The 22,598-nt window shown below is 66.4% G+C and carries 17 protein-coding genes; 7 read left to right on the top strand and 10 right to left on the bottom strand.

The annotated features are described in order from the left end of the window. Nucleotides 1–16 precede the first annotated feature (16 nt). From xylA to IMX13_RS14140, 6 genes are all read right to left on the bottom strand, one after another. On the bottom strand, nucleotides 17–1,351 hold the full coding sequence (gene xylA / locus IMX13_RS14165) for a xylose isomerase (protein WP_053518508.1): 1,335 nt from the start codon (nucleotides 1,349–1,351) through the stop codon (nucleotides 17–19). Between the two features lie 46 nt (nucleotides 1,352–1,397). Further along, nucleotides 1,398–2,891 carry a xylulokinase gene (gene xylB, locus IMX13_RS14160; RefSeq protein ID WP_193396578.1) on the bottom strand — a complete coding sequence of 498 codons (1,494 nt, stop codon included), beginning with the start codon at nucleotides 2,889–2,891 and terminating at the stop codon, nucleotides 1,398–1,400. 197 nt (nucleotides 2,892–3,088) lie between these two features. Continuing rightward, nucleotides 3,089–4,621 carry a tryptophan halogenase family protein gene (locus IMX13_RS14155; RefSeq protein ID WP_164152085.1) on the bottom strand — a complete coding sequence of 511 codons (1,533 nt, stop codon included), beginning with the start codon at nucleotides 4,619–4,621 and terminating at the stop codon, nucleotides 3,089–3,091. A gap of 8 nt (nucleotides 4,622–4,629) precedes the next feature. Next, the gene (locus tag IMX13_RS14150; protein ID WP_193396577.1) at nucleotides 4,630–5,646 is read right to left on the bottom strand and encodes a cupin-like domain-containing protein; all 1,017 of its coding nucleotides are present in this window, start codon (nucleotides 5,644–5,646) and stop codon (nucleotides 4,630–4,632) included. Between the two features lie 9 nt (nucleotides 5,647–5,655). After that, nucleotides 5,656–6,414 carry a SapC family protein gene (locus IMX13_RS14145; RefSeq protein ID WP_193396576.1) on the bottom strand — a complete coding sequence of 253 codons (759 nt, stop codon included), beginning with the start codon at nucleotides 6,412–6,414 and terminating at the stop codon, nucleotides 5,656–5,658. A 137-nt stretch (nucleotides 6,415–6,551) separates the two neighbouring features. Continuing rightward, nucleotides 6,552–9,689, bottom strand: a complete 3,138-nt coding sequence (locus tag IMX13_RS14140; RefSeq protein ID WP_193396575.1) for a TonB-dependent receptor — start codon at nucleotides 9,687–9,689, stop codon at nucleotides 6,552–6,554. Between the two features lie 401 nt (nucleotides 9,690–10,090). On the opposite strand from IMX13_RS14140, the gene IMX13_RS14135 reads away from it, so the two are divergent. From IMX13_RS14135 to IMX13_RS14120, 3 genes are all read left to right on the top strand, one after another. Further along, complete coding sequence (locus IMX13_RS14135) at nucleotides 10,091–11,338, top strand: arsenic transporter (RefSeq protein ID WP_193396574.1); 1,248 nt, start codon at nucleotides 10,091–10,093, stop codon at nucleotides 11,336–11,338. Between the two features lie 173 nt (nucleotides 11,339–11,511). After that, nucleotides 11,512–13,707 (top strand): hypothetical protein, encoded by a 2,196-nt coding sequence (locus IMX13_RS14125; RefSeq protein ID WP_193396573.1) that lies wholly within the window; start codon nucleotides 11,512–11,514, stop codon nucleotides 13,705–13,707. A gap of 66 nt (nucleotides 13,708–13,773) precedes the next feature. Beyond that, nucleotides 13,774–14,259: a TspO/MBR family protein gene (locus IMX13_RS14120; RefSeq protein WP_193396572.1), complete on the top strand. Its 486-nt coding sequence runs from the start codon at nucleotides 13,774–13,776 to the stop codon at nucleotides 14,257–14,259. Between the two features lie 13 nt (nucleotides 14,260–14,272). On the opposite strand, the gene IMX13_RS14115 is transcribed toward IMX13_RS14120, so the two are convergent. Further along, entirely contained in the window at nucleotides 14,273–14,527 is a 255-nt protein-coding gene (locus tag IMX13_RS14115; RefSeq protein ID WP_181452142.1) for a hypothetical protein, read from the bottom strand. A gap of 240 nt (nucleotides 14,528–14,767) precedes the next feature. Between IMX13_RS14115 and IMX13_RS14110 the strand changes: the two genes are divergently transcribed. The 4 genes from IMX13_RS14110 to IMX13_RS14095 all read left to right on the top strand — a co-directional run bounded on the left by IMX13_RS14110 (nucleotide 14,768) and on the right by IMX13_RS14095 (nucleotide 20,498). Continuing rightward, on the top strand, nucleotides 14,768–15,310 hold the full coding sequence (locus IMX13_RS14110) for a biliverdin-producing heme oxygenase (RefSeq protein ID WP_231107782.1): 543 nt from the start codon (nucleotides 14,768–14,770) through the stop codon (nucleotides 15,308–15,310). Nucleotides 15,311–15,407: 97 nt separating this feature from the next. Further along, nucleotides 15,408–17,645, top strand: coding sequence for an ATP-binding protein (locus tag IMX13_RS14105; protein WP_193396571.1), 2,238 nt, complete (start codon nucleotides 15,408–15,410; stop codon nucleotides 17,643–17,645). Continuing rightward, nucleotides 17,642–18,109 (top strand): response regulator, encoded by a 468-nt coding sequence (locus tag IMX13_RS14100; RefSeq protein ID WP_053518529.1) that lies wholly within the window; start codon nucleotides 17,642–17,644, stop codon nucleotides 18,107–18,109. Before IMX13_RS14105 ends, IMX13_RS14100 begins: the two co-directional genes overlap by 4 nt. Further along, nucleotides 18,102–20,498 carry a response regulator gene (locus tag IMX13_RS14095; protein WP_065175684.1) on the top strand — a complete coding sequence of 799 codons (2,397 nt, stop codon included), beginning with the start codon at nucleotides 18,102–18,104 and terminating at the stop codon, nucleotides 20,496–20,498. Before IMX13_RS14100 ends, IMX13_RS14095 begins: the two co-directional genes overlap by 8 nt. Before the next feature lie 21 nt (nucleotides 20,499–20,519). Here IMX13_RS14095 and IMX13_RS14090 read toward each other — a convergent pair whose 3' ends face one another. From IMX13_RS14090 to IMX13_RS14080, 3 genes are read right to left on the bottom strand one after another with little or no spacing between them, the layout of a single operon-like run. After that, entirely contained in the window at nucleotides 20,520–21,188 is a 669-nt protein-coding gene (locus tag IMX13_RS14090; protein ID WP_111186981.1) for an NAD(P)H-binding protein, read from the bottom strand. A 32-nt stretch (nucleotides 21,189–21,220) separates the two neighbouring features. After that, entirely contained in the window at nucleotides 21,221–21,901 is a 681-nt protein-coding gene (locus tag IMX13_RS14085) for a ChrR family anti-sigma-E factor (protein WP_193396570.1), read from the bottom strand. Next, a complete protein-coding gene (locus IMX13_RS14080) occupies nucleotides 21,898–22,521 on the bottom strand; it encodes a sigma-70 family RNA polymerase sigma factor (protein WP_065182216.1) in 624 nt (207 codons plus the stop codon). Before IMX13_RS14080 ends, IMX13_RS14085 begins: the two co-directional genes overlap by 4 nt. Nucleotides 22,522–22,598: the final 77 nt, after the last annotated feature.

The raw sequence follows: 22,598 nt of genomic DNA, 5'->3' as shown, positions 1-22,598 counted from the left end.
CTTGACGCTGCCGTGCTCAGCGCAGCAGATACTGGTTGAGCAGGTTCTCGTAGCGTTCCTGCTTGCCGCTGGTCTGGCGCGGCTCGCCGATATCGGCGGCCAGCGTGGCCAGGTCGGCAAGGCTCAGCGTGCCGCGCTCGAAATCCTTGCCGGCCCCCGTGTCGAAGCTGGCGTAGCGCTCCCTGCGCCACTGCTCCCACGGCGACTCGGTGAGCAGTGCGTGTGCCACTTCCAGACCTCGTGCGAACGCGTCCATGCCGCCGATGTGGGCAATGAACAGGTCTTCCAGGTCAGTCGACTCCCGGCGCACCTTGGCGTCGAAATTCAGCCCGCCCTCCAGGCCACCCTGCCGCAGCACGACCAGCATCGCGCCTACGGTGTCGTACAGATCGCTCGGGAACTGATCGGTGTCCCACCCGTTCTGCGCATTGCCACGGTTGGCATCGATGCTGCCAAGCAGGCCATGGTCGGAGGCCACCTGCAGGTCATGCTCGAAGGTGTGCCCCGAGAGCGTGGCGTGGTTCGCTTCGATGTTGAGCTTGAAGTCCTTGTCCAGCCCGTGCTCCTTCAGGAAGCCCACCACGGTCGCGCTGTCGAAATCGTACTGGTGCTTCATCGGCTCCATCGGCTTGGGCTCGATGAGGAAGTTGCCTTTCAGGCCGATGCTGCGGCCGTAGTCGCGGGCCATCGTCAGGAACCGCGCGAAATGCTCGATCTCGCGCTTCATCTGCGTATTGGCCAGCGACGCGTAGCCTTCGCGCCCACCCCAGAACACGTAGTGCTCGCCCCCCAGCTCGACGGTGGCATCCAGCGCGGCCTTCACCTGCACCGCGGCACGGGCAACCACGGCGAAATCAGGATTGGTCGATGCGCCGTTCATGTAGCGCGGGTGCGAGAACAGATTGGCCGTACCCCACAGCAGCTTGACCCCGGTGGCGTCCTGGCGGGCCTTGGCCAGGCGCACCATGTGCGTGAGATTCTTCTGGTACTGGCCGATGTCGTCTGCATCCGGCGCCAGGTCGATGTCATGGAAGCACCAGTACGGCACACCCAGCTTGGTGAAGAACTCGAAGGCTGCATCGACCTTCGCCTCTGCAGTGGCCAGCGGCGAACCGGCCTCCCACGGAAACTGCCGGGTTCCCGGTCCGAACGGATCGTGGCCGGCGTTGCAGAAGGTGTGCCAGTAGCACACGGCGAAGCGCAGGTGCTCCTGCATGGTCTTGCCGCCGATGACCCGGTTCGCGTCGTAGACCTTGAAGGCGAGCGGATTGTCCGAGTCCCTGCCCTCGAACGGAATGCGGCCGACGCCCGGGAAGTACTCTTTGGCGCCGATGAAGGGCTGCGTGGTCATGGTACGTGCTCCTGTCGTTGTGCGGGATGTTGGAGGGAGGCGGACCTCAGCCGCGCTGCAGCGGCGTGACGGCCTCGAGATGGCGGAGAAAGCGCGAATAGGCGGAGGCATAGGCGGCACTGCGGCCGGAATCCGGACGCGCGGACAGTGCCGGGTCCACGCTGACATGCTGCGCGGTGACCTCGCTGATCGGCGCGGCATCACCCTGCGACCGCCCGATGGACCACAGGGCCTGCAGCGCCGCACCGAATGCCGCGCCTTCGGCCTGCACCGGCACGTCGACCGGCAGTCCGAACACATCGGCCACCAGCTGCCGCCACGCGGCACTGTTGCTGCCACCCCCGGTAAGCACGATGCGGTCGAACTGCATGCCGGCGCGTCTGAACGCGTCGTAGCCGAACTTCAGGCTGTAGGTCGCCCCTTCCATGGCAGCGCGGTAGATGTGCGCCGGCGTGAAATTGTGGGTGTCCAGGCCGGCCAGCACGCCCTTGCCCAGCGGCAGGTCGGGGGTGCGCTCGCCATTGAGGAACGGCAGCATGACCAATCCGCCAGCGCCGGGCGACGTCGCGTCGAGGTGGGCATCGCCGCCACGCGTACTGAAACCGAAGGTACTCGCTACCTGCTCGGTCACGACGGTGCAGTTCATCGTGCAGATCAGCGGCAGCCAGCCGCCGGTGGAAGAGCAGAAGGCGGCCCAGGCCCCGTCCGGATCGATCACCGGTGAGTCGGAGTAGGCAAACAACGTGCCCGACGTTCCCAGGCTCATCGCCAGGCGGCCTTCCGTGACGCAGCCGGTGCCGATGGCCGCCATCATGTTGTCGCCACCGCCGACCGCCACCTTCACCGTCACCGGCAGTCCGAGCATGCTGGCCGCCGCAGGGTCGATATCGAACAACGCATCAGGTGGGGCGATGGGGGGAAGGCAGGCAGCAAGATCGCGGTCCGGATCCGTGGCGCGCAGCAGCGCCTGCGACCACGTGCGCGTGCGCACATCGAGCCAGCCTGTGCCGGAGGCATCTCCGTGCTCGCAGAACCGCTGCCCGGTCAACACGAAATTGAGATAGTCGTGCGGCAGCAGGATGGTCGCCAGCCGCGCATAGGCTGTCGGGCGATGCGTCTTCGTCCACGGCAGCTTGGAGGCCGTATAGCCGGCAAGGATCGGATTGCCGGCCAGCGCGATGGTCCGGTCGATTCCGCCGGCGGCATCCATGATCCGGGTGCATTCGGCCGACGTGCTGGTATCGCACCAGAGCTTGGCCGGCGCCAGCACGTCGCCCGCCGCATCCAGCGGCACGAAGCCGTGCTGCTGGCCCGATACGGCCAGACCTGCAATGCGTGACCGGAGCGATGGATCAATCCCGTCGAAGCAGGTGCGCAGCGCCGCCACCCAGTCCGCCGGCATCTGTTCCCGGCTGCCATCGGCGCCGCTGCTCATCTCCAGCGCCGCGCTGGTGCGGGCGACAACGGCACGCGCCTCCGGGTCGTAGACCAGCACCTTCAAACTCTGCGTTCCTGCGTCGACACCGGCAACCAGACCCATCGAAACCGCCTCCGAACACCGAAAAGTTAGCGCTACCATTTCTGACATTCAAAAAAGGAGGCCTTGTTGCACTGCCTCCTCGTTTGCACGGCGTGCGTGCCGCCCGCCGTGATGCCGCACTGTAACCAGCCGCGGCGGAAAAAGCGTGCTGCAACGCAAAACCCTGCTCGCCGTCGCGGCATCTGCAGGCAGACCTGTTACGACGCCGCCCTGTTCGCGTGCCATACCTCGGGGCCCGACCGGCAATAGCGGTCGATGAATTCCGCCTGCGATGGCATCTGCGTGGCCGCCTGCCGCACCGGCTGCTGGATGCGTTTCAGCAGCGTGCGCAGGTCGGCGTCACTCAGTGCCCGCGCAAGCGGGTGCGGGCGGCCCGGTTGGATGCCCTGGCCAAGCAGCACACTGGTCCACGACTCGACCCGGAACAGCTCGCCGGGGTCCTGCCACGCGTGCGCGCGCTCACGCCAGGCGCGCAGCCGCTGCTGCAACGACTCGGGCACCGCCATCTCGCGGCACGCCTTCCACAACGGCTCTTCGCGCTGGGTGGCGTGGTAATGCAGGATGATGAAATCGCGCACGTGTTCCATCTCCTGGCGACTGACCTCGTTGTAGAGCTGCACCAGTGAGGCCGCGATCCCATCGAACGGAAACAACTGGATCAGCCGCACCACGGCGCTGATCGTCAGATGGATGCTGGTGGATTCCAACGGTTCGATGAAGCCACTGGCCAGCCCCAGCGCCACCACATTCCTGTTCCAGGCCTGCAGACGGCGTCCACTGCGGAAGGGCACCTGCCAGGGTTCGCGCAGCGGTGGTGCGCCCACGTCGCGCAGCAGCTTCGCCCTCGCCTCATCATCGGACATGTGCCGGCTGGAATAGACTAGCCCGCATCCGACGCGGTGCTGCAGCGCGATATGCCAACGCCATCCGGCTTCATGGGCGATGGCCCGGGTGTACGGCACCGGCGGCGCGATTGATTCGGTCTGTACCGCGACGGCACGATCGCACGGCAGCCATTCGTGCCAGTCCTCATAGCCGGTCTTCAATGTCTGCTCGATCAGAAGGCCACGGAAGCCGGTGCAGTCGATGAACAGATCGCCCTCGATGACCTGCCCGTCGTCCAGCACCAGCGACTGCACCGAACCATCATGCGCATGCTGTCTGACCTCGGCGATCCTGCCCTCCACCCGTCGCAGGCCGTGCGCCTCGGCTCTGCGGCGCAGGAACCGGGCGTAGAGACCGGCATCGAAGTGATAGGCGTAGCTGGGCTGCGGCTGGGTCTGCAGCGAGAAGCGGTCGTCGCGCGAGGCGACGCTCTCCAGGCAGAAATCGCCCAGATCCGATGGCATCCCGCGGCGGAGGCTGTCCAGCCAGAAATGGTGGAACGGCGTGGCCCAGGTGCCATGTCCGATGGTGCCGAACGGATGGAAGAAGCGCTCGCCCGGCAGGCGCCAGTTCTCGAACGAGATCGACAGCTTGAACGTGCCGGCCACCGCGCGCAGGAACTCCTGCTCGTCGATCTGCAGAAAGTGATGGAAAGTGCGGATGGGCGGTACGGTGGACTCGCCGACACCGACCGTACCGATCTGCTCGGACTCGACCAGGGTGATGTCCAGCTGGTCGCGGAATTGATGGGACAGCGCACATCCGGCCAGCCAACCGGCGGTGCCACCGCCGGCAATGACCACCTTGCGGATGCGCCCTTCTGCTGTGCTCGCGGTATCGATCACGGTGCCCCTCAGCGGTTGAGTCTGCCCAGCAGCATCGCGCGCATGCGGCGCGCGCGATGCTCGTCGAACGGTGCAAGATCCCCCCGCGCATCGTCGGGCAGGTGCTGCCCCGCGCGCTCGCCGGGGCCGAATACGTAGTACTGGAAGAGCGCTTCCCACGCCTTCTTTTCACGCGCGGGCAGATCGCGCAGGGCCCACATCGCATGGTGCAGCGCCGGCAGGGGCGAGCCGAGGAAGGCCGGCGAGCTCCGCCACCAGTAGTTCACCAGCACATTGAACGGCGCCAGGCTGCGCACGTGGTGCCACCACATGCTGGGAATGAAGATGGCATCCCCTGGCTCCAGCACTGCGCTGCGTGCACTCGCCAGGGCCTCCCTGAAGCGGGGATACCGGTCGAAGTCGGGACGTTCGAAGTCCACCACGCTCACCACCTGGCCGCCTGGCGTGGGATCCAGCGGGCCGGGGTAGAGATTGTCGATCTGTTCGGGCGGGAACAGCGTGAACTCGCGTCGGCCCACCGCGCAGCACGCAAGGTTGTCGGGGGTATCGAAATGGCACGATGCGGTGACGCGGTTGCCGATCCAGATGCTGGCCAACGCCTCGATGCCCTGCCCCGCCAACCCTGCCTGGTTGGCCTGTGCGAATGCCGGCAGCAATGCCCGCTCCACCGGCAGCGACGCCACGTAGTAGGTGGGCGGCCTCGGCTCATGCAGTGTCGAGGCGATGCCTTCCAGCACCTCGCTGAGCGATGCGCGACGGACCTCGAAGTTCAGCCGGCTGAAGTCGGCGGTGTAGAACGGGCGCCCGTCGATGTCCGGCCCGCCGAACGAGTACTGGATGGGCACGCCCGCGTCGACGCCGCCCAGGTAGGCCAGCGCGTCCAGCGTGGAGCGCTGTCCAGCCTCGACCAGCGGCCAGTTTGACGCCATGCCTCGCAGCACTACCGGCTCTCCGGCCTCGACCAGCGAGGCCAGAGGCAGCGCAGCAGGATCGATGCCCTCCAGTATCCGCATCGCAGCCCCCATCGCCCGCCCTCAGTTCCTGGCCGTGGACGCTGCTGCATCCTGCGCGCGCAGGCGCCGCTGCTTCTCGGCGATCAGGCGGCGCATGTTGTGCAGCGACGCCAGCATCAGGTAGGCGCCCTCAAGGCAGCCAGCGCGATTCAGCGCGGCCAGCGTCGCGTCGTCCAGCAGGGCCAGGCGCTCACGGTCGATGCCGTGCAATCCGTTCACGCTCACCCGGTGATGCTGCGTGATCTGCACGTCGAGCGTGATCGGCTGGATCAATCCGCTTTCCTCGAGCATTGCAAACATCGCGGCGCCGAACGCGCTGCCATCATGGATGCCACGCAGCACGCCGGCGATGTGGTCCAGGTAGGGGGTGTTGCCACCCTGCGGCAGGAACAACGGCTCGCCGGCCTCGGTGCTGACCCGGGGATGGTCCAGATCGACATGCATCACCGCCTCACGGGTGAGCACACCGTCGACGTAATGCTCCTGGAATCCGATCAGGAACGGCCCCTTCGCTGCGGCTCCAGGAAGATAGGAGGCGTTCCAGCGGCCGTCCTGCAGGAACAGGTTCTCGTGCTGTTCAAACCCGAGCAGGGCGACGGCCTGCCATTCGCCCGATCCGGCCTGTTTGCGCAGAAAGATGGGATATTCCCGCTGCAGTTCGGCGAACTCGCTGGGATAGGCCGGCACCATGCCCACGGCGTCGCCGAACTCGGGGCCGAAGCCGGTGGCGACCCTCAGGTCCCGATGGGCGATGTTGTTGAGCATTTCATAGCGGGCCATCAGGGTGTCCAGTCCGGTGCGGGGCCAGTGGCCGGCAGGGTACCGCCGGCACGTGCGACAGGTGCTGCGTCAGGACAGGCCCGCGCGGTACCGTTGCCGGGACAACGGTACCGCGCCGGACGGGTCCGTCGCCAGACTCAGAACTTGTAACGGACACCCAGCATGTAGCGTGGGCTCTGGTCAGCCAGCTTCACGATCATCTGCGACGTGCGCGAGCGCCAGCGTACGTCCTCGCCGGTCAGGTTGATCGCTTCCAGTCCGAACGACCAGTGGTCGTCCAGCGTGTAGTTCACGCTCAGATCCCACTGCTCGTAAGCCTCCACATAGTAGGGATTGCGGCTGGCGCCCTGGTTGGCCAGGATCAGGTACTGGTCGCGCCAGTTCCACGCCAGGCGGACCGACCAGCCGTACTTCTCGTACATGAGCATGGCGTTGGCGGTATCACTCAGACCGGTGAGCGAGAACTGGTCGATGCCCGGATCGCCGCCATTGTTGTAGCCGACGTCGCCGCTGACGATCGTGTAGTTGGCCAGCACGCCGAAACCGGTGTCGCCGAAGAAGTACTGCCCGCCGAGCTCCCAGCCGTGCAGCTTGGACTTGTTCTGGTTGATCGGGCGGTTGACATTGAACTGGTACAGCGGATCGTCCGCCTGGCCATACAGATCGTAGGCCGCTTCGGTGGCCAGCACCTGCGCGTCGGTTCCGTTGTAGGCCGCCAGTCCGGCGGGGTTGTTGCGCAGCAACGCCAGCGCGGTGAACAGCGAGGTGTCGTTGGCCGAGCAGGCGGCCGCATTGGCGGCACCGACCTGGGAGAGGCAGGCTGCACTGGTGAGGAAGTCCAGAGCCGCACGCGCATCCGGGCCGGACGTGGGATCGGTCAGCCCGTACAGGCTCTCCTGGACAACGGTATTGCCGATGAAGTTGTCGACCGACTTGTTCCAGTAGGTCAACGACACATAGCTGGCGTCGGCGAAATACCATTCCAGCCCGAGGTCGAGGTTGTCCGATTCCAGCGGCTTCAGGCTGGGATTCTGCGCGTTGCCGCTGGCGCGCGACGACGGATCGATCAGCACCGATCCGAACGGCTGCTGTGCGCCCGGGCCCGCATAGAGATTGCCGTAGGGCGCGCGGGCGATGCTCTTGCCGAACGAGGCACGGCCCTTCAGCTCATCGGTGAAATCGATGCTGAAATCGAGATTGGGCAGGATGTAGCTGTACCTTGCCTTCTCGGTGAAGGGCTGCTGCTCGTCGGACAGCACGATGCGGAAATCGTTGTTGGCCTGCCACTCGATGGACTCGGGAACGGCGATGACCGAGGTCGAGACCACGTCGGTGGTTTCGTAGCGCACGCCCAGCCGGGTATTGGTGCGCATGCTGCCCAGCTGGCCATCCAGTTCCACCTGGAAGTAGGCCGCCTTGGTCTTCTCTTCCACGAAGTTGTCGGCCGCGCGTTGCGGGCTGACTCCCAGTCCCACGCCATATTCGTCCGCCGCCCACTGTGCGAGCTGGCCGGCGTTGCCGCGCCATGCGGGCCAGCTGCTGGCGCTGTAGTCGTCGAACAGGCCGACGATGTTGACCGGACGCAGCAGATCCATGAGCCCGGCATCGGTATCCCGGTTCACGTTGGCCACGCCCCAGTCGCCCAGGGTCGAGTAGGCCTCGGCTGCCTGGATGCGGTGCGTGGTCGACTTGTTGGTATCCACGCCGAACTGGAACCGCCCCTGGTCGAAGTTCCATTCGCCGTCCACGCGGGCCTGCTTGATCTCGCTCACCTGCGACTGTGCGTTGACACGCAGCACCTGGGTGCCGATCTCGCCCTCCTGGAAGCCCGGGTTGACCACGCCGTTGGTGCCGGCGATCGCATCTGCCGTGCTGGGATACCAGGTCTGGGTGCCGACCGGCAGACCATTGTTGAACTCCAGTTCCTGCACCCAGGAACCACCGCAATGGGGGCCACGGGTACAGTTGTTGGTGCCGGCAATGCTCATGAAGATCGAGCCGCCGCCGGTGAGCGGATCATTCGGACGACTCTCGTTCTTCGAATTGTGTGCGTCGAAGCTCAGCTTGAAGCGGTCGGTGACATTCCACACGGCATTGAAGCCAAGCGATCCCAGCTTGTACTCCTGCATGCTGCGCTGCTGTTCCAACCCGAAATCCTTGGTGCCGGCGATTTCGCGGATGTAGACCGGGGTGGCCACTGCACCACTGGTATCGAAATGGACGTTGGTGTAGTTGCTGTTCTGCAGCCACATGCCCTGCTCGCCACGGTTCTCGGTGATCTCGTTGGTCGAGTAGGTGTAGTCCACGGTCAGGGTCAGGCTGTCCGTGGGCGCGAACTGCAGAACGGCCTGGCCGTTCACGCGTTCCCGCTCGAACTCCGAGAATGCATAGCGCAGGTCGTTCGGGCGTGCATAGAGCTGGCCGATCTCCGGCGCGTTGACCACCGTCGGGTTGCCGGGCATCGAGCCCGTCCACGGCTGCACGTTCCAGTAGTTCTCCGTGGCCTGCACCGAGCCGCCCTTGCGCTTCTGCTGGCTCGCGCTCAGGCTCACACCGAAGGTCTTTTCCGGGTTGCTGTAACTGAAGATGCCCGACAGCTCCGGCGTCAGATCATTGTCGAACGGCTGGCTGCGGTCCGAGACGAGCTTCGCGCCGGCATTGGCGATGATCCCTTCGTGATCCAGCGGCCGCGCCGTCAGGATGTTGATCGTCGCGCCGATGCCGCCGCTGGGTACCTGCGCCTGGCTGGTCTTGTAGACCTCGATGCCGTTGATGGCCTCGGCGGCCAGCTGCGCGAAGTTGAAGGCGCGGGTGCCACCGTCGACGCCACCGATGGCGACCTGCCCGGACGCACCGAATGCATCGGCACCGGGCATCTGGCGTCCGTTGAGGGTCACCATGTTGAACTGCGGACCGAAGCCACGTGCAGTGACCTGTGCACCTTCGCCGTCACGACGCTCGATGGAGATGCCGGTGATGCGCTGCAGCGACTCCGCCAGGTTGGTATCGGGGAACTTGCCGATATCCTCGGCACTGATCGCGTCCACCACGCCAGCCGAATCACGCTTGATGTCCATGGCCTGGCTGAGGCTGTTGCGGATGCCGGTCACCTGCACCGCGTCCAGCTGAGTAGGCTGCGTGGGCTGCGTCTGCGCCGTAGGCGGTTGTGCGGTGGTCGTGGAGGCCTCCTGTGCGAAGGCGGGATTGATCACCAGGACGCCGCCGACGAACGTGAACATGGCCCTGGAGCGGAACTTCGCCAAGGTCCGGCTCATGGACGGGTCCTCGGGTCTGGAGTAGCACGGAAACTGCGAGCGCTCATGAAAGTCCCCTATGACATACGATCGAATGGATGTACCGCCCCCTCCCAGGGGCACGCACGGGCGAGGCCCGTATTCCAAACCGAACATCGCGGGCGCCGGACGCGCCGCGACTCAAACTCGCTTTCAAGCCTGCCAGGACGAACACGCGGTAAAGAAGGCAGCCCCTGGACCCAAACCCCGAATCTATTGGTAGCGCTACCATCGCGTTGAGGCGCAGACTAATCACCCTGGTTCCCGCTTGTCACCGTGCAGCGCAGCAAATCATTCCCGCGGCAGTCCCCTTGTGCGCATCGCACACGCGGCCGCGGCGCGACCCACACGGTATGATGCCGCGTTTCCTGCTCCCCCTCCCCATGCTCGCTTCCTACTCCTCCGCCATCATCTGGTCGGCGGTGGCGCTCGCCACCGTGGGTCTGCTGTTCCGTCCTTTCCGCCTGCCCGAGTATGTCTGGGCCGTCGTGGCGGCGGCGCTGCTGCCGCTGACCGGTGTGATGCAGGTCGGCACGGTCCTGGGCGCGGTCGCCGAAGGCGGTGATGTCTATCTGTTCCTGGTTGGGATGATGGTTCTGGCAGAGCTCGCGCGGCGGGAAGGCCTGTTCGACTGGCTGGCGCTGTACGCGGTGCGGCACGCGGGGAGCTCCGGGCGGCGGCTGTTCGACCTGGTGTTCCTGGTGGGCACGCTGGTGACGGTATTCCTCTCCAACGACGCGACCGCGGTCGTGCTGACCCCTGCGGTCTATGCCGCGTGCAGGGCGGCCCGCGCCAATCCCCTGCCCTACCTGTTCGTCTGTGCGTTCATCGCCAATGCGGCAAGCTTCGTGCTGCCCATCTCCAATCCGGCCAATCTGGTGGTGTATGGCAGGCACATGCCACCGCTGCAGCAGTGGCTGGCGCAGTTCGCGTTGCCGTCGCTGGCGGCGATCGGTGCGACCTACCTGGTCCTGCGCTGGGTGCACCGCCGCGAGATCGCGCAGCCACTGGCCCCGGCGCCGGAACATCGCCCCCTGTCTGCTGGCGGTCGCCTGAGTGCTTACGGCGTGCTGTTCACCGGCTCAGCGCTGCTGGTGACGTCGGCGTTGAACGGCCCGCTGGGTCTGGTGACCTTCTGCGCAGGCAGCGCGGGCGTCGTCGCCGTCGCCCTTCGCCAGCGCCAGAGTCCGCTGCCGCTGCTGCGCAACGTGTCCTGGGGCGTGCTGCCGCTGGTGGCAGGTCTGTTCGTTCTGGTCGAAGGCGTGGCACAGACCGGCGTGATACAGATGGCGGCCAGTGCGCTGGAGTCCCTTGCCCGCACCTCACCCCACCAGGCCGGGTGGCTGGCCGGCTCGGTCGCAGCCCTGCTCAGCAATCTCGCCAACAATCTGCCGGTGGGTCTGGCCGCAGGCTCACTGGGGCAGATGGCCGACCTGCCGGCGCAGACGCGCGCGGCACTGCTGATTGGTGTGGACCTCGGCCCGAACCTGTCGGTGACCGGTTCGCTGGCGACCCTGCTGTGGTTGGTGGCCCTGCGTCGGGAAGGCGAACATGTCAGCGGGCTCGACTTCCTGCGCATCGGCGTACTGGTGATGCCGCCCGCGCTACTCGGGGCATTGCTGCTGCTCTGAGCCATCGCTGGTCCGGCACAGGGTTCAGTGCGGCTGCCTGCGCGAGCGGAACGCCGCCACCTTCATGCGGTTTCCGCACTGGGCCATGCTGCACCAGCGCCGCCAGTCACTTCACATGGTGAACCACGGTACTCGGCCATAGTGGCCGGAGTTCGTCATCATGTTGAGCATTCATGGCAGCAGTCCGCGCGCGCCTCAAGCAGTTGCCTCGCCGGTGGCGCACAGCGCTCTACATCCTGCTCGGCCTCTACGCAGCCTATCTGTTGGCGGGCAACGTCTTCCTCAACACGCCGCTGTTCGACAACGTCACCAACCGCAAGCCGCAGAAGTTCGTGATGACCACGGGCCCGGCGATCACACTGGTGCCGGGCCACGTGATCGCCTGGAACGTGCACATGCGCGGCCACGTCAACCACACGGTCTATGTGCTGCATGCGGAACGTGCCAGTGCGCGCCTTGCCCTCCTCCCCCTGTTCCGGCGCGAAGTCCGGGTGCCGCGGCTGCAGGCGACCGGTGTTTCGGCCGACGTCAGTCGCGTCGATCAGGTCGTCCCCTCGCCCCCCCGCGGCACCCGCGGGTGGACGCTGCGCTTCAACGCCATCCATAGCGACAGCATCCGCAGTGCCCGGCTGGGCAAGCTGCTGATCATCGGCAAGGGAGCCGGAACGGTCGGCTTCCTCAAGCAGCTGCGCGGCGGTCCGTCGGAACTGTTCGATTCCCAGGTCCGCTTTGAAGCCGCCGACGTCAGCTATGACGGCGTCCAGCTGCTGGGGGACACAGAACTCACGTCCCGCTTCAGCTATCCCCGCCATTTCCGCGACCAGGCGCCCGGCCTGGCCAAACTGGGCCTGTTGCGGGCTGCGCTCGAGGTCAACGCACGAAGCCAGGGGCTGCGCCTGGATACCGGCCTAGCGCAGCCGCGGATCGCCAGTGCCCCGGTGCCGGGGCGACTGCAGATGGACATCCGCATGGACCATGGACGCCTGCAGCCCGGCAGCCACGCGCTGTGGCACGTGCCCCTGCTGCTCGGTGACGGCGCTCCCGGCCGTGGCGTTCTGGCCCTGCAGCTCAACACCGCCGACGACATTCGGCTGCAGGCCCGGCTGCCTCCCAAGGAAGGAACGGGCGCAGCGCTGGACGCCGATCTGCGGATTGCTGGCCGTGAGATTCCTTTCCGCCAGATCGACCAGTTGATCGAACGGACCTCGGGAACGGTGCGCGGCGAGTGGACCTTCACCTCGCTCAACTGGATCCCCGCGCTGTTCGTTCGCAAACCCTGGCTGCAGCTCGATGGCGGCGGCGTCCTGCAGGCGGATCTGAAGCTCCGCAACGGTGAACTGGTGGCGGGCAGCACGGTCGACATTCCCTCCGCCAAAGCGGTTGCCGGTATTGCCGGCGTGACGATGGCGGGCACGGCCAGCGCGCATGGTGAGCTCAAGGACGGATCGCCCACCCGCGCCGAGCTGTCGGTACGCCTGCCCCGCTTCACTGCCAACCCGACGGACGCGCCGCGCACACGGCTGTTCGATGGCCGCGATCTGCAGGTGACGCTGAGCGGTGACGGCCGTATCCGCGAGCTGCGCAACGGTGTGCGCGCGCACCTGCGTTTCAGTGACGCCACCATTCCGGACCTGGCGGCCTACAACCGCTATCTGGGCACGGACCAGGTACGGCTGCTCGGCGGCACCGGCCAGGTGAGCGGCGAGATGCGGCTGGACACCAATGGTCGCATCGGCCAGGGCAGCGCCCGCCTGCTGGGCCGGCAGGCACGTGCGCAGGTCGCCGGGCTGTCACTGGCCGGCGACGTGCAGCTGGATGCAGCCCTGCGCCGCGGCAACTTCACTGACCGCCATTTCGACGTCTCCGGCAGCACCGTCGAGCTGCGCAACATCCAGATGGCCGGTGTCGCACGCAAGACGCCGTGGCGCGGACGTATCGACATCCAGTCCGGGCGCATCGATGCACAGTCGCCGTTCCAGGTGGACGCACGTGGCGCCGTGGCAATGAGCGATGCCTCGCCCCTGCTGGCGGTGTTTGCCGAGCGCGGCGACTATCCGCGCTGGGTGCTGTCGCTGCTCGACGCTGGCCAGGTCGATGCGCAGACCGTACTGCGCTGGCGGCCGGGGCATCTCACCCTGGACGAGCTGACTGCGGAGAATGACCGGTGGTCCGTCCGCGCCCGCCTCGATCTTCCCGGTCAGCACAAGCGCGGCGATCTCTATCTGCGCTGGGGCGTGCTCGGCGCCGGCCTCGAGCTCGACGGCGAGCAGCGCCGCTGGCACCTGGCAAAGGCCCGCGAGTGGTTTGATGAGCGCCCCTCCCTGCTGCCCGCCTCGGCGGCCCCTGCGCAACAAGCGCCTGGGGACTGACGGCCGGCGCTGCATCCAAACGTGCCACTCGTTCGTATTGGTTCGAGACCCACGCGAGGATGCCCGATGAAACGAACAACGCAGGCCCTTGGACTGGCCGGCTGGCTTACGCTGACCTTCGTGGCAGCGGCGCTTGGCGCACGGGCCTCGATCTCGGCATCGGACTTCTACTCCACCCTGTCGCTGCCCGCGTGGGCGCCTCCCGCCGGGCTGTTCGGACCGGTCTGGACGGTGTTGTACGCGCTGATGGCAGTGGCCGCGTGGCTGGTCTGGCGCGAGAAGGAACGGCGTCCCAACACGGTGGCATTGGTGCTCTACGTCGTGCAGCTGGCAGCCAACACCGCATGGAGCTGGCTGTTCTTTGGATGGAAACAGGGTGCGCTCGCCTTCGTGGATATCCTGGCCCTGCTGGCGCTCATCATCGCCACCGTGATTGCCTTCACGCGCATCCGGACGCTGGCGGCGATCCTGCTACTGCCCTATCTGCTGTGGGTTGGGTTCGCCGCCGTACTCAATTACGCGGTGTGGCAGGCCAACCCCGGGGCCCTGTAAGGCGGTGCGCGCTTCAGGCGGTTGCTTCAGGCGCAGGCTGCCAGCTGCGCAGGGTCGCGCCCTTCAGCGACTGCTGCCCGCAGCCGGTCGGGCAGCGCAGCACGCGGATGGCCGACATACTGACCAGGCCCTGCCCCTCCACCGCCTTGAACACCGTCTCGCAGCGCAGGCAGCGTGCCACCATGGAATACAGGTGAACGATGCGGCGGGTGCCGGGGTCCTGCAGAAGATCCACATCCAGCAGCTGGAACTGGCAGCTGTCCGGCATCGCGCGCATGGAGTGGGACGTGTTCGGGGGTGTGTGCAGGTTCACGACGGAGCGCCAGTGGAAGTGTCCTGCGTACGTTATGGAAACCGGCGTGCAGCGGGTGTGCAGTGCACATGCAGTGACCGCGAAATCTTGTGCGGGCCGCGGACCGATTCTGCTAGGGTGCCGCAGATGCACAGTCCATTGCCGTCCTCCGATCCACCCGCCCGCTGCCAGCAGTCTGCCGGTAGTCCGTTGAGCGTGTACCTGAGGGACGCCACGCGGTCGGTGCACGGCAGCCTCGATGCGTTCCTGATCGGGCAACGCCTGTTCGAATCCACATTGCGCTACGGGCGATTTCTCCAGGTCCAATGGCATTTCCACCACGCCGCCGCGCCGCTGTACATGGACGGGCTGATGCTTCCGGCAACGGCACGACTGCAGCTGGTTGAACAGGATCTGCTGGATATGGGCGCCCCGCTGCCACGCGCGCATGCCTGGCGTCCCAGGCTGCAGCACGCATCCCGTGCGTCGGCATTGGGTTGGCTGTACACCGTCGAGGGTTCTGCCCTGGGTTCGGCTGTCCTGCTCAAGTACGCCGCCGCGCTGGGGCTGGGTGCCGGCCATGGCGCCCGTCACCTTGCACCTTCGCCTGCAGGCGTGGCCGAGCAATGGCGGATCACCCGCGCGCATCTGGATGCGGAACCCCTCACGCAGCAGCAACGCCAGCAGGCCTGCAGCGCGGCTCAACAGGCGTTTGCATTCGTGCGGCGTTGCGCAGCTGAAGTGTTCAGCAATGCGTGAACAGGCATTCACATCGTCCGGATGGTATGCGGCCGCAGCATTTTCCGTCACCATTCCATTCCGCCCGGCCCGTCACGAATCATGAGTACCGCCCTTGATGCCTTCCGCTGATCGCACCTGGAACGATGCACTGTCGGACTGTGCGCGGGAACCCATCCACACACCGGGCGCCATCCAGCCCTATGGCGTGCTGCTGGTGCTGGATCCGCTGACGCTGCTGGTGCGGGAATGTGCCGTTAGCCAGCCCATCGCGCTGCGCCAGTACGGTGATCCGTTGATGCAGCATGTCGAGAACGCACTGGGCGGTGTGATCGGCCCCTTCGTACATCGCCTGCGGCACATCGCACCCGGCGGCACGCTGCACCTGGGCGCGGTCCACCTGGATGGGCTGGGGCGCCACCAGTTGCTCGCGCATCGTTCAGATGACGATCTTCTGATCGAACTGGAAGCCCCCGTTGCCGGTCAACCCGCCTCGCTGGAGGAGCTGTACCCCGCGATCCGCGAACTGATGCTCGCCATCGAGGGTGCCGCGACGGTCGAGGATCTCTGCCAGCTGGCGGCTGCGCACATACGCAGGATCGCCGGATTCGACCGTACGCTCGTCTACCAGTTCGACGCCGGCTGGAATGGAACCGTCGTGGCCGAAGATGGCAACGGCATCCTGCCTTCGTATCTTGATCTGCGCTTCCCGGAATCGGATATTCCGGCGCAGGCGCGCGCCCTGTATCTGCATAACCGGGTGCGGCTGATCGCCGATTGCGATTACACGCCCGTGCCCCTGGTGCGGGCCGGGCATCATCGCCAGGCCCCGCCCACCGACCTGAGCCTTTCCACGCTCCGCAGCGTCTCGCCGGTGCACCTGCAGTACATGCGCAACATGGGCACGGCGGCATCGATGTCGGTCTCGCTGATCCACGAGGGGCAGCTGTGGGGGCTGGTGTCGTGCCACAGCGCACAGCCGCGCCGGCTGCCCTATCACGTGCGCACGGCCTGCGAGTTCATGGGGCAGATCCTGTCGCTGCAGATCGCACTGAAGCAGCGCGCACGCGCCGTGGAGGAACGGGTCGGGCGCCGGTCCTTGCTGGTCAAGCTGCTGGGCCGCATGGCCGGCGACGAGGACTTCATGGCCGCGCTCCGCCGGGACCCCGACAGCCTGCTTTCACTGACCGGCGCGCAGGGCGCGGCCATCGTGCACAGGAACGACTGCGTGCGCCTGGGCCAATGCCCCGGGAATCCGGAGGTACTTGCGCTGGCACAGTGGCTCGCGACCGCGCACGTGGGCGAGGAAATGTACTTCACCGATCATCTGACCGCGGCCTGGCCGCCTGCGGAGCAGTTCAGCGATGTCGCCAGCGGCGTGATCGCCGTATCCATCTCCCAGCTGCATGACAGCTACCTGATGTGGTTCCGCCCAGAGGTGGTACGCACGGTCAGATGGGGTGGCGATCCACGCAAGAGCGCAGGCGGCAGCGACGCCCTGTCGCCACGGCATTCATTCGAGGCATGGAAAGAGACCGTGCAGCAGCGCAGCCTGCCGTGGAACGAGGTCGACTGCGATGCGGCGCTCGAGATGCGCAACGCCATCGTCGACATCGTGCTGCGCAAGGCGGAAGAGATGGCCGAACTGAACGAGCAGCTGATGCGTAGCAACAAGGAGCTGGAAGCGTTCTCGTATTCCATCAGCCATGATCTGCGCGCCCCGTTCCGGCATATCGTGGGCTATTCCGAACTGCTGGGCAGCTCGGCAGCCGAGCGCTTGAACGAGACCGAGCGGCGTTTCCTCGACACCATCGTTGATTCGGCCAAATCGGCCGGCACGCTGGTGGATGATCTTCTGAGCTTCTCCCAGATGGGCCGCTCGACGCTGGGTCGCGCACGCATCGACATGGCAGCCATGGTGGAGGATGTGCGGAAGATGCTGGAGTTCGAATACCACGGACGCGACGTCCACTGGCAGATCGGGGACCTGCCCCCGGTTGAGGCCGACCCCACCATGATGCGCCTGGTCTGGCAGAACCTGCTGTCCAATGCAGTGAAGTTCACCCGCGAGCGCACGCACGCGGTGATCGCAGTGGCGCACGAGCGCTCGGAAAGCGAGGATGTCTTCACTGTGCGCGACAACGGTTGCGGCTTCGACATGCGCTATGTGGACAAGCTGTTCGGCGTGTTCCAGCGGCTGCACCATGTCGAGGAATTCGAAGGTACCGGCATCGGCCTGGCCAACGTGCGCCGCATCATCGGCCGCCATGGCGGCCGCACCTGGGCCGAGGGCGAGCCGGGCAAAGGCGCCACCCTCCATTTCACCCTGCCCCTGCATTCTGGAGATGTTCAATGAGGGACCTGCGGCCGATCCTGCTTGTCGAGGACAGCCCCAAGGATGCTGAGTTGACCCTGGCCGCGCTGTCGCGTTGCCAGCTGCTCAATGATGTCATCCATGTGCGTGACGGCGCCGAGGCGCTGGACTATCTGCGATGCGAGGGCGCCTTTTCCGGTGCCCGCCATGGCGGCCCCGTGGTCGTGCTGCTCGATCTCAAGCTGCCGAAGGTCAATGGACTGGAGGTGCTCGAGCAGGTTCGTGGCGATCCCGTTCTCAGCAGCACCCCGATCGTGATGCTGACCTCGTCGCGGGAGGAGCAGGATCTGATCCGCAGCTATGAACTAGGGGTCAACGCGTTCGTGGTCAAGCCCGTGGATTTCAAGGAATTCTTCGACGCGATCCAGGGTCTTGGCATGTTCTGGGGAATCACCAATCAACCACCGCCGCATCGCCCGAACGGCTCGGGACACCACCATGGGTGATATCACCGACCGCGGCGAGCGCCTGCGCATCCTCATGCTGGAGGACAGCGCACTCGATGCGGAGCTGATCTCCGCCCAGCTGCTGCGGGCCGGCCTGGATTTCGAGGCGGAGCGCGTATGGACGCGTCGGGGCTTCCTCGATGCCATCGACAGCGGCACGCATGACGTCATCCTCGCCGATCATGTATTGCCCGGCTTCGATGGCGATGCGGCCCTGGCCCTGGCGCGCGAACGCGTCCCCCATACGCCATTCATTTTTGTTTCCGGCACGCTTACCGAAGAACTGGCGGTGCAGGCCCTGACCCGTGGCGCGCGCGACTACGTGGTGAAGCAGCGGCTGCAACGACTGCCGGACGCGATACGGCGTGCACGGCAGGAGGCGCACGAGCGTGGCAAGCTGGCCCAGGCCCAGGCGGCACTGAATGACAGCCAGGCGCAGTTGCAGCAGATCACCGACGTGGTTCCGGCGCTGATCGCGCAGTTCGATCACGAACACCGCTTCCGCTTCGCCAACCGTGCGTTTCTCGACTGGCACGGGGTAAGCCTGGCCGAAGTGCAGGGACGGACTGCGCGCGAGATCAGTGGGATTTCAGCCTTCGAGGAGGCGCTGCCCAGCCTGCAGCAGGTCCTCCAGGGAGAGCGCGCCAACTTCCAGGCACGTCTTGCCCATCGCAGCGGTGAGACGCGCTTCGTACAGATGGACTGCGTACCGGAGCGCGCAGCCGATGGCCGCGTGGTCGGCTACATCTGCGTGGGCAGCGACGTTTCCCAGCTCAAGCGCGCCGAACTGGCCCTGCGCGAGGACAACCAGTCGCTGGAGCGGCAGGTTCAGGCGCGCACCGCCGAGCTCCGGGCCAGCAAGCGACGTCTGCAGTCCATCTTCGAGTCCAGCTTCCAGCATCAGGTGCTGCTTGACCTGTCCGGGCGTGTCGTCGACGCCAACGTCGCCTCGCTGGCCGCGGTGCTGGCCGAGAAGGCGCACGTTGTGGATACCCCTTACTGGCAGACGCCCTGGTTCACCACCACGCCCGGAATGAGCGAGGTGATCGACAAGGCGGTTGCCGATGCCGTACGTGGGCGCAGCTCCCTGCACTCGCTCGAACTGGAGCTGCCCACCGGTCGGCGAAGTTTCGACGTTTCATTCCGTCCGTTGCAGGACGGCGCAGGCGAGGTCACCGCGGTGGTGTCCGAAGCCGTGGAGACCACCGCACGACTACAGGCAGAGCATGCACTCCGGCAGGCGCAGAAGATCGAGGCCGTCGGGCAGCTGACCGGCGGCATCGCCCATGACTTCAACAACATCCTGACGGTCATCTCCGGCAACGTCGAGCACGCGATGCTGTTGAGCGGCCATCCCGGAGCGTCGGCCGAGGCGACCACACGCGCACTGGACAACGCCCTGAAGGGCGTCTCGCGCGCGGCAAGCCTGACCCAGCGGCTGCTGGCCTTCGCGCGCCGTCAGCCCCTGCGCAGCCAGGCCGTCAATCTCAACGACTGCATGCTCGGAATGCAGGACATGCTGCAGCGGGCGCTGGGCGAGCTGGTGCGACTGGAGATCAGCACGGCTGCCGGCATCTGGTGCGTGGAACTGGACGTCGCGCAGCTGGAGGCATCCGTGCTCAACCTCGCGGTGAATGCACGCGATGCGATGCCCAGCGGCGGCCGGCTGAAGGTCGAGATCGACAACAGCCATCTCGACGGCGACTATGCCGCCCTGTTCCCCGATGCGGCTCCGGGCGAGTACGTGATGCTGCGCGTCCGCGACAACGGCCACGGCATGCCGGCCGATACGCTGGCGCGGGTGTTCGAGCCGTTCTTCACCACGAAACAGGTGGGGCGTGGCACGGGCCTGGGGCTCTCCATGGTGCATGGTTTCGTCAAGCAGTCCGGCGGCCACGTCCTGATCGACTCCGTGGAGGGCGGAGGAACCAGCATCACCATGATGTTCCCGCGCTCGCCGCTGCCACTGCCCTGTGAATCTCCCGCGCCGGCAGCGGGCCTGGCCGGCTATGAACAGCGCGGCGAGACCATCCTGGTCGCTGAAGACAATGACGATGTCCGCGCGTACACCGTTGACGCCCTGCGCCAGCTGGGTTACCGCGTGCTGGAGGCACATGACGGGCCGTCCGCGCTGCGCCTGCTGGAACGCCCGGACGCGCGCATCGATCTGCTGTTCTCCGATATCGTGATGCCCGGCATGTCCGGCTGGGAACTGGGTCGCGAAGTCCGGGAGCGCTGGCCTGAGGTAGCGATTCTGTTCACATCCGGCTATCCGCGCGATCATGACGCCCCGGGGGGCGCGGGCCGCTCTGCGGCGCTGCTGAGCAAGCCATTCACGCGCGCCGATCTGGCCGAATCGATCCGCGGCGTGCTGGCGTCCTCCAGCTGACGGACCGGGGCGCGCGCCGGCTCAGGGGCCTTGTCTGGTTCCGAGCCGGTTGATCTGCGCGCACTCAACGACGCCCGGCGGCTGTGGCATGTCGGCCAATGCAACCATCGCCCGCCCCAGGGCCAGATTGCTGGTCGCGATGGAAGGGGCCATGCGTGCGACCAGCCCCAGCACCGGGGCGCCGACACCATAGAGTGGCTTCATCCACGAATGCACCGTGCCTGTACCTGCAACAGGCTGGACACCGCCTGGTCGCAACATCACCGTACGGATCGGCAAGCGGGCCAGCGCCTGTTCGGTCTGCCCCTTCACCCGCAATGGCATGATGCGGCTCTGCGGATCAGCATGAGCCCCGGACACGTACAGGAAGCGCCCCTGCGGACATGCGCGGGCAAACGCAGACGCCACCGCGAGCGTGGCATCGAAGGTGACCGCGCGGTACTCGGCTTCGCGGGTTCCCACCGGCGGCGCTCCGGCGCAGTAAAGGCAGGCGTCGAATCCCGAAAACAGGTCAACACTCCCGGCGGCCTGCCGGAAATCGGCGAGCAGCAGCTCGGCGACCTGCTGCCCCGGCCGGCTGCCCGGCCTGCGGACCAGTGCCGTGACACGCTGCACCCGGGGCGATTCCAGGCAGGCCAGGACAACGCCCTGCCCCACCAGCCCTGTTGCACCGGCAACGAGCAGCTTCATGCGGCCAGGGGCGGCGTGGCTGTCCACGGGGCTCAGAGTTTCACGAAACGCTGGATGCGGCGCGCCAGCCAACCACTGAACACCAGCGGGGCATCCAGCGCGGATACACAGATGCATGGCACGCCCGGCGCGGTCACCGGCTGGTGCTCAACGTCCTCGTCAAGATCCGCGACATCGCCAGGCGCGAACAGGCCCAACGCATCGTTGTAGGAACCGCGCAGGATCTGCGTCAGTTCGCTCTGCCCGTGGCTATGCATCGGCAGGCACTTTCCGGGGGCGATCTTCAGCATGATCAACGATGGCATCTGTTCGGCCCGGATGCAGTGCACGCCAGGCGCGATCCAGCGCCAACGCAGCGCTGCCAGTGACCTGCCGAAATACGGGTGCAGCGATGCCGGCAGGTAGTCCGGATCAGCCTCAGGCCGTTCATGCGGCACCTCCCGCGGCGATGATGGCTCGGCCGCTGCTGAGACCGCCTGCGAGGACAGATGGGCCAGCATGGCCTCGCGCAGGGCGTCCCGGCGGTCTTCGGCAAGCGCAGGCTGGGTGTGTTCCAGCAGCGCCGAACCGATCGCCTCAGCCTCCCGCAGGCGCTGCCGGCACACCGGGCAGCGCTCCAGATGCGTGCCGGCGACGATACTCAGTGGCGCCGGCAGTGCGCCGGCCGCATAACTCATCAACGTCGATTCGTGCAGATGGTGGTGCGGGCTCATTGCGCACCTCCGATCCGCGACTGCAGGCGCAGGAATGCGCGGCGGAGATGCGACTTCACGGTCCCCAGCGGCATGCCCAGAATGGAGGCGATCTCACCGTGGCTCTTGGCCTCGAAGTACGACATCCGGACCATGCGCGCCTGCACGGCCGGCAGTTCGTTGATGCGCTGGCGCAGCCGTGCATGGTCGGCAAACTGCTCGGCGCTGCTGCGCTCGACCAGGTCCGCGGCAGCGGCCTCTTCGACGGCCGCCTGGACCTGCATCCAGCTGCGCTCGCGCCGGACCCGGTCGATATGCAGGTTGCGGGCGATCCGGTAGAGCCATGTACTCAGTGCCGCCTGCGCCGGATCGTAGTCTCCAGCGCGCAGCCACACCTTCAACAGGCATTCCTGCGCAAGCTCTTCAGCCACGGCATCCGGCACGCCGAGTCCGCGCAGATAGACGCACAACCTGGGCATGAAGTGGTCATAGATGCGCATGAAGCAGTCGCGGTCGCGCAACCGCGCCACCGCGTCCATGTCACCGGTCCAGTTCAGTGCGTCAGTGCTGGGCTGCTGGGAACTGGACACGAGGCGGGCGGTGTCGAAGGGAACGGGAGGGCTGGCGGCGTCAGGGTACATCTGCGGTCGCGGCGGGCTGGTGAAGGTCTGTCCTGAGTACGGGCCACGGGCCCGTTTGGATGCAGCACCGACCTGCA

The sequence above is a fragment of the Stenotrophomonas sp. B2 genome, from assembly GCF_014947095.1.
GTDB classification, from domain to species: Bacteria; Pseudomonadota; Gammaproteobacteria; order Xanthomonadales; family Xanthomonadaceae; genus Stenotrophomonas; species Stenotrophomonas maltophilia_P.
This window is presented reverse-complemented; position numbering and strand designations above follow the sequence as displayed.